The organism is Methylobacterium trifolii (assembly GCF_022179685.1).
Classification (GTDB): Bacteria; Pseudomonadota; Alphaproteobacteria; order Rhizobiales; family Beijerinckiaceae; genus Methylobacterium; species Methylobacterium trifolii.
This window is the reverse complement of the sequence record NZ_BPRB01000192.1, coordinates 1-7,376: the sequence shown is the minus strand read 5'-3', so window position 1 is coordinate 7,376 and position 7,376 is coordinate 1. Positions and strand designations below refer to the sequence as shown.

7 protein-coding genes are annotated in these 7,376 nt (G+C 71.4%); 3 read left to right on the top strand and 4 right to left on the bottom strand.

The features are described from left to right. Positions 1-249: 249 nt before the first annotated feature. Positions 250-1,227 (bottom strand): c-type cytochrome, encoded by a 978-nt coding sequence (locus COGEMETH_RS16700; RefSeq protein ID WP_238183729.1) that lies wholly within the window; start codon positions 1,225-1,227, stop codon positions 250-252. A 278-nt stretch (positions 1,228-1,505) separates the two neighbouring features. On the opposite strand from COGEMETH_RS16700, the gene COGEMETH_RS16695 reads away from it, so the two are divergent. Together COGEMETH_RS16695 and COGEMETH_RS16690 are read left to right on the top strand one after the other, a co-directional pair. Next, on the top strand, positions 1,506-2,249 hold the full coding sequence (locus COGEMETH_RS16695; protein ID WP_238183728.1) for a 3-deoxy-manno-octulosonate cytidylyltransferase: 744 nt from the start codon (positions 1,506-1,508) through the stop codon (positions 2,247-2,249). 55 nt (positions 2,250-2,304) lie between these two features. Further along, positions 2,305-3,165: a prephenate dehydratase gene (locus COGEMETH_RS16690; RefSeq protein WP_238183727.1), complete on the top strand. Its 861-nt coding sequence runs from the start codon at positions 2,305-2,307 to the stop codon at positions 3,163-3,165. Positions 3,166-3,168: 3 nt separating this feature from the next. Here COGEMETH_RS16690 and COGEMETH_RS16685 read toward each other — a convergent pair whose 3' ends face one another. Together COGEMETH_RS16685 and COGEMETH_RS16680 are read right to left on the bottom strand one after the other, a co-directional pair. After that, positions 3,169-4,410 (bottom strand): class I SAM-dependent RNA methyltransferase, encoded by a 1,242-nt coding sequence (locus tag COGEMETH_RS16685; RefSeq protein WP_238183726.1) that lies wholly within the window; start codon positions 4,408-4,410, stop codon positions 3,169-3,171. A 10-nt stretch (positions 4,411-4,420) separates the two neighbouring features. Then, the gene (locus COGEMETH_RS16680) at positions 4,421-5,158 is read right to left on the bottom strand and encodes a TlyA family RNA methyltransferase (protein ID WP_238183725.1); all 738 of its coding nucleotides are present in this window, start codon (positions 5,156-5,158) and stop codon (positions 4,421-4,423) included. 110 nt (positions 5,159-5,268) lie between these two features. Here COGEMETH_RS16680 and COGEMETH_RS16675 point away from each other — a divergent pair, with 110 nt between their 5' ends. Next, complete coding sequence (locus tag COGEMETH_RS16675) at positions 5,269-5,820, top strand: superoxide dismutase family protein (protein ID WP_238183724.1); 552 nt, start codon at positions 5,269-5,271, stop codon at positions 5,818-5,820. Between the two features lie 48 nt (positions 5,821-5,868). Here COGEMETH_RS16675 and COGEMETH_RS16670 read toward each other — a convergent pair whose 3' ends face one another. Further along, on the bottom strand, positions 5,869-7,221 hold the full coding sequence (locus COGEMETH_RS16670) for an MFS family transporter (protein WP_238183723.1): 1,353 nt from the start codon (positions 7,219-7,221) through the stop codon (positions 5,869-5,871). Positions 7,222-7,376: the final 155 nt, after the last annotated feature.

Genomic DNA, 7,376 nt, shown 5'->3' with positions numbered 1-7,376 from the left:
TGGGGTGAGGGTCCCAGGTTTCTCCGAAGAGGTTGCATCCCTCACCCTGCCCCTATCGCACGGGAGAGGGGACCCGGGCCTCGTCACCCCTCCTCGCGAGATGTGTGAATACGGTAGCCTCTGCGGGGGAGGGGAGACGCGTTCCGGGACAGTGACTTACCGGGCCTCGGGCGACGTGTGTATCCACTGGCCCAAACGAGACAGGCCGGGCTCACGCCCGGCCCCTCTCGTTTCGGGAAGTCCCGGAGGTCACTGCGGCTTGCCGGTATCCTTGCCCGTGTCCTTACCGCCTTCGAGCTCCTTCGCCTTGTCGTCGGCAGCGGGGTCGGCCTTGGCCGGCGGCTCCGTCGCGGCCGGGCCCGGGGGGGCGGCGGGCGCGGGCTTGGCGTCGGAGGTCGAGGTCGGGCCGCTGCTCTCGGGCGCGGCCTTGGGGGCGACGGCGTTGCGGTTCTCGCCGCTCTGGTCGGCCTTCGGGCTGCCGGCCGGCTTCTCCGTCACCGGTTTGGCGTCCTCCGCCTTGGCGTCGGCGGGCTTGGCCGGGCTGTCCTTGCCCTCGGACGCCTTGCCGGCCGCCGGCTTCTCGGAGGTGGGCTTGTCCGCGGGCTTGGCGTCTGCCGGTTTCGCATCGGCCGGCTTGGCATCGGCGGGCTTGGCATCCGCAGGCTTGGCGTCCGCGGGCTTGGCATCCGCCTTCTCGGCCGCCGGCAGGGGCTTGGGGCTCTCGGAGAGGGTGCGCAGGTAGGCGATGACGTTGGCGCGCTCCTGCGGGGCGGCGATGCCGGCAAACGCCATCTTGGTGCCCTTCACGTAGGCCTTCGGGCTGGTCAGGAACTGGTCGAGGTCGTCGTAGGTCCAGGTGCCGCCCTTCTCCTTCAGGCCAGCGGAGTACTCGAAGCCCTCGTGGCCGGCCTTCTTGCGCTCGACCACGTCGTAGAGGTCGGGGCCGACCTTGTTGGGGCCGCCCTTCTCGAAGCTGTGGCAGGCCTGGCAGGCCTTGGTGCCGCCCTGGCCCTTCTCGGCGCTGGCGCTGGCCAGCCGCACGGCGATCGGCTCGACCTTGGCGGCCTCCGGCGCGGCCGTCTCGGCCTGGGGCTCCGGCAGGTCGTAGCCGGCATTCCCGGCGGGCTTGGGGTGATAGATGAGTTCGGCCACGAATCCCGATCCGGCCGCGAACAGCAGGGCGCCGAGGACAGCGCCGGCCACCTTGTTCAGCTCGAACGAATCCATTCTCTCACGACTCCGGTCGCGCTGCGGCGGGCGCCAGCGCAGGACAGCGACCGGCGGGGCGGGACGCCGGACATTGGAAGACTTCGAGGGTGCATTAGCCGCTCAGGCCCGACCTTGACAATGCCGGATCGGCCGACCGCTTGGTCGCAGAGCCCGCTTCCCGGCCGAGTCCCCAGCCAAGTCCCCAGCCGAGTCCGCAACCATGACAACGGGGGAGGGGCCTGTTAAGCACCGGCCGCGGCCGGAGCAGCGCGCCGCGCACACGTAAAAACGCCCCGATGTCCGACCCCCTGGTGCTCATCCCCGCGCGGCTCGCCGCCACCCGCCTGCCGAACAAGCCGCTCGCCGAGATCGCCGGCGAGGCGATGATCGTGCACGTCTGGCGCCGGGCGGTGGAGGCGGGGATCGGCCCCGTCGTGGTCGCCACCGACACGCCCGCGATCGCGCAGGCCGTAGAGGCCGTGGGCGGCGTGGCGGTGATGACGCGGGCCGACCACCCCTCCGGCTCCGACCGGCTGGCCGAGGCCCTGGAGATCGTCGACCCGGAGGGGCACCACGACGTGGTCGTCAACGTGCAGGGCGACCTGCCCACCATCGATCCCCGCATCATCGGCGCCGCGGTGGCGCCGCTTGCCGACCGCTCCGTCGACATCGCCACCCTCTGCGCGGCCATCACGCGCTCGGAGGAGGCCGACGACCCCAACGTGGTCAAGCTGGTCGGCCACCCGGTGGGACCGCAGCGGTTGCGGGCGCTCTACTTCACCCGCGCCCGCGCCCCCTGGGGGGAGGGGCCGCTGTTCCACCATATCGGCCTCTACGCCTATCGCCGCACGGCGCTCGCCCGCTTCATGGCGCTGCCCCCCGGCACCCTGGAGACCCGCGAGAAGCTGGAGCAGCTGCGCGCCCTGGAGGCGGGGATGCGCATCGACGCCATGATCGTCGACGACCTGCCGCTGGGCGTCGACACCCCCGCCGACCTGGAACGCGCCCGCGCGCTCCTGACGGCCCGCCGCCTGAACTAGCCGCCCGCGCAGTCGGGCACGCGGGGCCGGCGGCCCTCTGGAATCGAACGAGTCGATGACGACCGAAAACATCATCAGCTACCAGGGCGAGCCCGGGGCCAACTCGCACATCATCTGCGCGGAGGCCTACCCGGACTGGACGCCGCTGCCCTGCGCCACCTTCGAGGACGCCTTCGCCGCCGTGGCCGAGGGGCGGGCGGGGCGCGCCATGATCCCGATCGAGAACTCGATCGCGGGGCGGGTGGCCGACATCCACCACCTGATCCCGGCCTCGCCCCTGCGCATCGTGGCCGAGCACTTCCTGCCGATCCACTTCCAGCTCATGGCGTTGCCCGGCACCCCCATCGCGGCCATCCGGAGCGTGCACAGCCACATCCACGCCCTCGGCCAGTGCCGCCGCCTGATCCGGCGCCTCGGGGTGAAGGCGGTGGTGGCCGGCGACACGGCGGGCGCGGCCCGCGAGGTGGCGGAAGCCGGCGATCCGAGCCGGGCGGCCCTTGCGCCGGCGATGGCGGCCGCGGTCTACGGCCTTGAAATCCTGGCCCGCGACGTGGAGGACGAGGCCCACAACACCACCCGCTTCGTAGTCTTCCAACCCGAAGCCGTGCCCGTGGAGCCAGGCGAGGGCCCGATGGTGACGAGCTTCGTCTTCCGCGTGCGCAACATCCCGGCCGCCCTCTACAAGGCGCTCGGGGGCTTCGCCACCAACGGCGTCAACATGTCCAAGCTCGAGAGCTACATGCTTGAGGGCCAGTTCACCGCCACCCAGTTCTACGCCGAGGTCGACGGCCATCCGGGCGATCCGGGGCTGGCCCGTGCGCTCGAGGAACTCGAATACTTCTCCCGCGAGCTGAAGGTGATCGGGGTCTACCCCGCCCACCCGTTCCGCGAGGCGGCCCGCCCGCCCGCGGAGTAGGCTCTAGCGGCGACGGGGAACCGCCTCCCGGCGGAACACCCCCACCATCTCGACGTGGCTGGAGAAGACGAACTGGTCCACGGGCGTGACGCGCTCCAGCCGGTAGCCTGCAGCCGTGAGCGTGGCGGCGTCGCGCGCGAAGGTGCCCGGATCGCAGGCGACGCCGACAGCGAGCGGCACGCGGGATTCGGCGATCTGCCGGACCTGCGCCTGGGCGCCGGCCCGCGGTGGATCGTAGACCACAGCGTCGTAGGCGTTGAGGTCGTGAGCCAATAGCGGGCGGCGGAATAGGTCGCGCGCCTCGGTGGTGACGCGCCGCAGGCCGTGCGTGCTCCGGAACACCCGGTCGAGGCCGGTGAGCGCCGCGGCCTCCGCCTCGACGGCGTGGACCTCGCTGGTGCGCGCCATGGCCAGGGTGAAGGGCCCGCAACCCGAGAACAGGTCCGCCACCCGCTTGGCCTTGCGCGCGAAGGCAGCCGCCACCAGCCCCGTCAGGGCGGCCTCGCCGGCTTCCGTCGCCTGGAGGAAACCGCCGGGGGCGGGATAGAGCCTGCCGTCGCCTGAGGGGACGGTGACGGCGCCCGTCTCCATCACGAGGTCCCCGTGCAGGGAGAGCCGGGCGAGGCCGAGTTCGCCGGCAAGCCGCACCAGGGCGGCCCGCACCCCGGCCTCCACGGGGCCGTGGCCGCGCAGGTCAACGTCGAGGCCGGAATCGGTGGCCGTCACCGCCACGTCCAGGGGCTTGCGGCCGTGGCCGAGGGGGGCGCTGAGCGCACGGGCGACGGCCGGGGCCCGGTGCAGGGCCGGCACCGTGATCGGGCAGTGCTCGATCGGGACGAGGTCGTGGCTGCGGGCTGCCATCAGCCCGGCCTCGGCCTGGCCCGCGACGTGGCGGACGTGCAGGGTGATGCGGCGGCGGCCCGCCCCATGCGCGTCCACCAGGGGCTCGGGGGCGAGGTCGAGGCCGGCCTGGTCGAGGGCCTGGGCGACGAGGCCGCGCTTCCAGGCGGCGTAGGGTCCGGGCGCGAGGTGCTGGGTGCTGCAGCCGCCGCAACGGGTGAAATGCGGGCAAAACGGCGCGATTCGGTCGGGCGAGGGGGTCTCGACCGCGACAAGGTCGCCGCGATTGCCCGTACGATGGATGGCGACGCGCTCGCCGGGCAGGGCGAAGGCGATCGCGGTGCCGTCCTGCGCGATGCCGTCGCCGCGGCCTCCGAGGCTGGCGATGGTGACGGTCTCGGTCATGGCAAGAGGTTCATGGCAGGTGGGCGCCGATCAGGAATTCGGCGTTGCCGTCTCCGCCGGGCACGGGGGAGGGGATCAGGCCGAGGAGGATGAAGCCGAGGCCGGCCATGCAATCGCGGATGCCGGCACAGATCTCGGCGTGGATGGCCGGGTCGCGCACGAGGCCGCCGCGGCCTACGCGCGCACGGCCGGCCTCGAATTGCGGCTTGACCAGGGCGGCTAGATCCGCCCCTGGCGCCAGCAGGGCGCGCAAGGGCGGCAGGACGAGGCGGAGGGAGATGAAGCTGACGTCGACGCTGGCGAGCCCAAAGGGCCGGGCGAAGACGGACGGGGCGAGGCCGCGGATGTCCGTGCCCTCCAGGCCGGTCACGCGCGGGTCCGCGGAGAGGCGCGGATGAAGCTGGCCCCGGCCCACGTCCACCGCGTGGACATGGGCCGCCCCGCGCCGCAGCAGCACGTCGGTGAAGCCACCGGTGGAGGCGCCCACGTCCAGGCAGGGGCGCCCGAGCGGGTCGATGCCGAAGGCATCCAGCGCCGCTTCGAGCTTCAGGCCGCCGCGGGAGACGTAGGGGTGGGGCGCCTGCGCCTCGATCCGCGCGCCGGGCGCGATCGGTTCGGACGCACGGGCCACCGCGCGGCCGTCGGCGCGCACGAGCCCGGCGGCGATGGCCGCCTGCGCCCGCGCCCGGCTCTCGAAATGGCCGTGCTCCACCAGGAATCGGTCGGCCCTGAGCCGGTCTCGCGTCATCGTCCTCAAAGACAGTCAAGGGGGTGGGGGACGCGGGAGGCGTCCGAGCCGCCCTGTCGAAGGGGCAGCCCGCGGCCTACCTAACCCGGCGTGGAGAGGAGAGCCATCATATGAGACGCATCGTGCCCTTGCTCGCGCTGCTGGCCGGGATCGCGCCGGGGGCGACGGCCGCCCTGGCGCAGGAACCTGCGCCGGGTGCAACGCCGGCCGCGCCGCAGACCTACGAGAGCGAGATCAAGAACACCAAGGGGGAGGGCATCGGCAGGCTGACGATCCGCGACGGGGCCAATTCCCTGGTCCTGCGGCTGGCGATCTCCCCCGGCGGCCTGCCGCCCGGCTGGCACGGCATCCACTTCCACGCGGTCGGCGACTGCTCGGACACGGCCAAGTTCCTGAACTCCAAGGCCCACGTGAACCACGACCAGAGCAAGCACGGCCTGCTCAACCCGGACGGCCCGGACGAGGGCGACCTGCCCAACGTCTACGCCGCAGCCGACGGCTCGGTGAACGCGGAGGTCTCCAGCGAGACGCCGCTGACCGGCGAGGGCGGCCTCAAGGACGGGGACGGCTCGGCACTGATCATCCACGCCAAGGAGGACGACCACGCCACCCAGCCGATCGGCGGCGCCGGCGACCGGATCGCCTGCGCCGTCATCAAATAGTTTCTTGCTTTCCCTCCCCCGCAGAGGGGGAGGGAGAGGTTCCGGGCCTCAGGCGTGGGCCAGCCGCGGCTTGGCGCCCAGGGCCTCCTCGACGGTGCCCTGGCCGTCGAGGAAGCCGTGCACCTTCGGGTTGGGCATGATCAGCGAGGCGACGAAGGCGATCGCCAGCATCACGGTCACGTACCAGAAGAAGGTGCTCTCCATCCCGGCGTCCTTGAACCAGAGGGCGACGAATTCGGCGGTGCCGCCGAAGGTCGCGTTGGCGAGCGCGTAGGAGAGACCGACGCCGAGCGCCCGCACGTTGGCCGGAAACAGCTCGGCTTTCACGATGCCGCTGATGCCGGTGTAGAAGCTGATGACCGCAAGCCCCAGGGTGATGACCGCGAAGGCGAGGTAGGGGTCCTGGTTCTTGCCCAGGAAGGTCATCAGCGGCACCACCATCAGTGTGCCCAGCCCGCTGTAGAGAATCATGTTGGCCTTGCGGCCGATCCGGTCCGAGAGCGCCCCGAAGATCGGCTGGATCGCCATGTAGACCAGAAGCACCAGCGTCATCACCTGCGCGGCCGAGGTCTTCTCCATGTGCGCGGTATTGACGAGATACTTCTGCATGTAGGTCGTGAAGGTGTAGAAGCTCAGGGAACCGCCGGCCGTATAGGCGAGCACCACGCAGAACGCGCGCCAGTGCTTGAACAGGGCAGAGAAGGTGCCAGCCTCCTCCTTGTCGCCGCCTTCCTTGGTCTCGGCCAGCGAGCGCCGCAGGTAGAGGGCGACCACCGCGAGGCCGGCGCCGATGAAGAACGGGATGCGCCAGCCGTAGGCCGAGATCTGCTGGGCCGTCATCAGGTATTGCATGATGACCAGGACCAGGGAGGCCATGAGCTGGCCGCCAATCAGCGTGACGTACTGGAACGAGGCGAAGAAGCCGCGCTGGCCCTTGATCGCCACCTCGCTCATGTAGGTGGCGCTGGTGCCGTACTCGCCGCCGACCGAGAGGCCCTGGAGCATGCGGGCGAGCAACAGCAGGACGGGGGCCAGGGTGCCCACGGTCTCGTAGGTCGGCAGGATGCCGATGCAGAGGGAGCCCGCGCACATCATCAGCACCGAGATGATCATCGAAGCGCGCCGGCCGACGCGGTCGGCGATGCGCCCGAACAGCCAGCCGCCGACGGGGCGCATGAAGAAGCCCACCGCGAAGATGCCGGCCGTCTGCAGGAGTTGGCTGGTGGCATCGCCTTTCGGGAAGAAGGCCGGGGCGAAGTAGAGGGCGAAGAAGGCGTAGCAGTAGAAGTCGTACCACTCTACCAGGTTGCCCGACGAGGAGCCGACGATCGCCATGATCCGGCGGCGGCGGTCCGCGGCATCGTCCAGACTGGACGGTGCGATCCCGATCGAATCGGCCATAGGCGTCTCCCTTCTCGTCTCCGCCTCTACGGGCGGCGTGCTCCTGGTGCGGCGGACGTTACAGACCGCGGAATCGCCCGCAAGGGCCGTGCCGAGCCGCGCACTGAGGGTTTCGCGCGAAGTGTCACCCCGATGGGGTCGAAGGCGACGAACGC

Excerpts from the sequence above, each read along its gene's own strand:
- COGEMETH_RS16700 (WP_238183729.1), bottom strand. The coding sequence starts at position 1,227 with ATGGATTCGTTCGAGCTGAACAAGGTGGCCGGCGCTGTCCTCGGCGCC.
- COGEMETH_RS16695 (WP_238183728.1), top strand. The coding sequence starts at position 1,506 with ATGTCCGACCCCCTGGTGCTCATCCCCGCGCGGCTCGCCGCCACCCGC.
- COGEMETH_RS16690 (WP_238183727.1), top strand. The coding sequence starts at position 2,305 with ATGACGACCGAAAACATCATCAGCTACCAGGGCGAGCCCGGGGCCAAC.
- COGEMETH_RS16685 (WP_238183726.1), bottom strand. The coding sequence starts at position 4,410 with ATGACCGAGACCGTCACCATCGCCAGCCTCGGAGGCCGCGGCGACGGC.
- COGEMETH_RS16680 (WP_238183725.1), bottom strand. The coding sequence starts at position 5,158 with ATGACGCGAGACCGGCTCAGGGCCGACCGATTCCTGGTGGAGCACGGC.
- COGEMETH_RS16675 (WP_238183724.1), top strand. The coding sequence starts at position 5,269 with ATGAGACGCATCGTGCCCTTGCTCGCGCTGCTGGCCGGGATCGCGCCG.
- COGEMETH_RS16670 (WP_238183723.1), bottom strand. The coding sequence starts at position 7,221 with ATGGCCGATTCGATCGGGATCGCACCGTCCAGTCTGGACGATGCCGCG.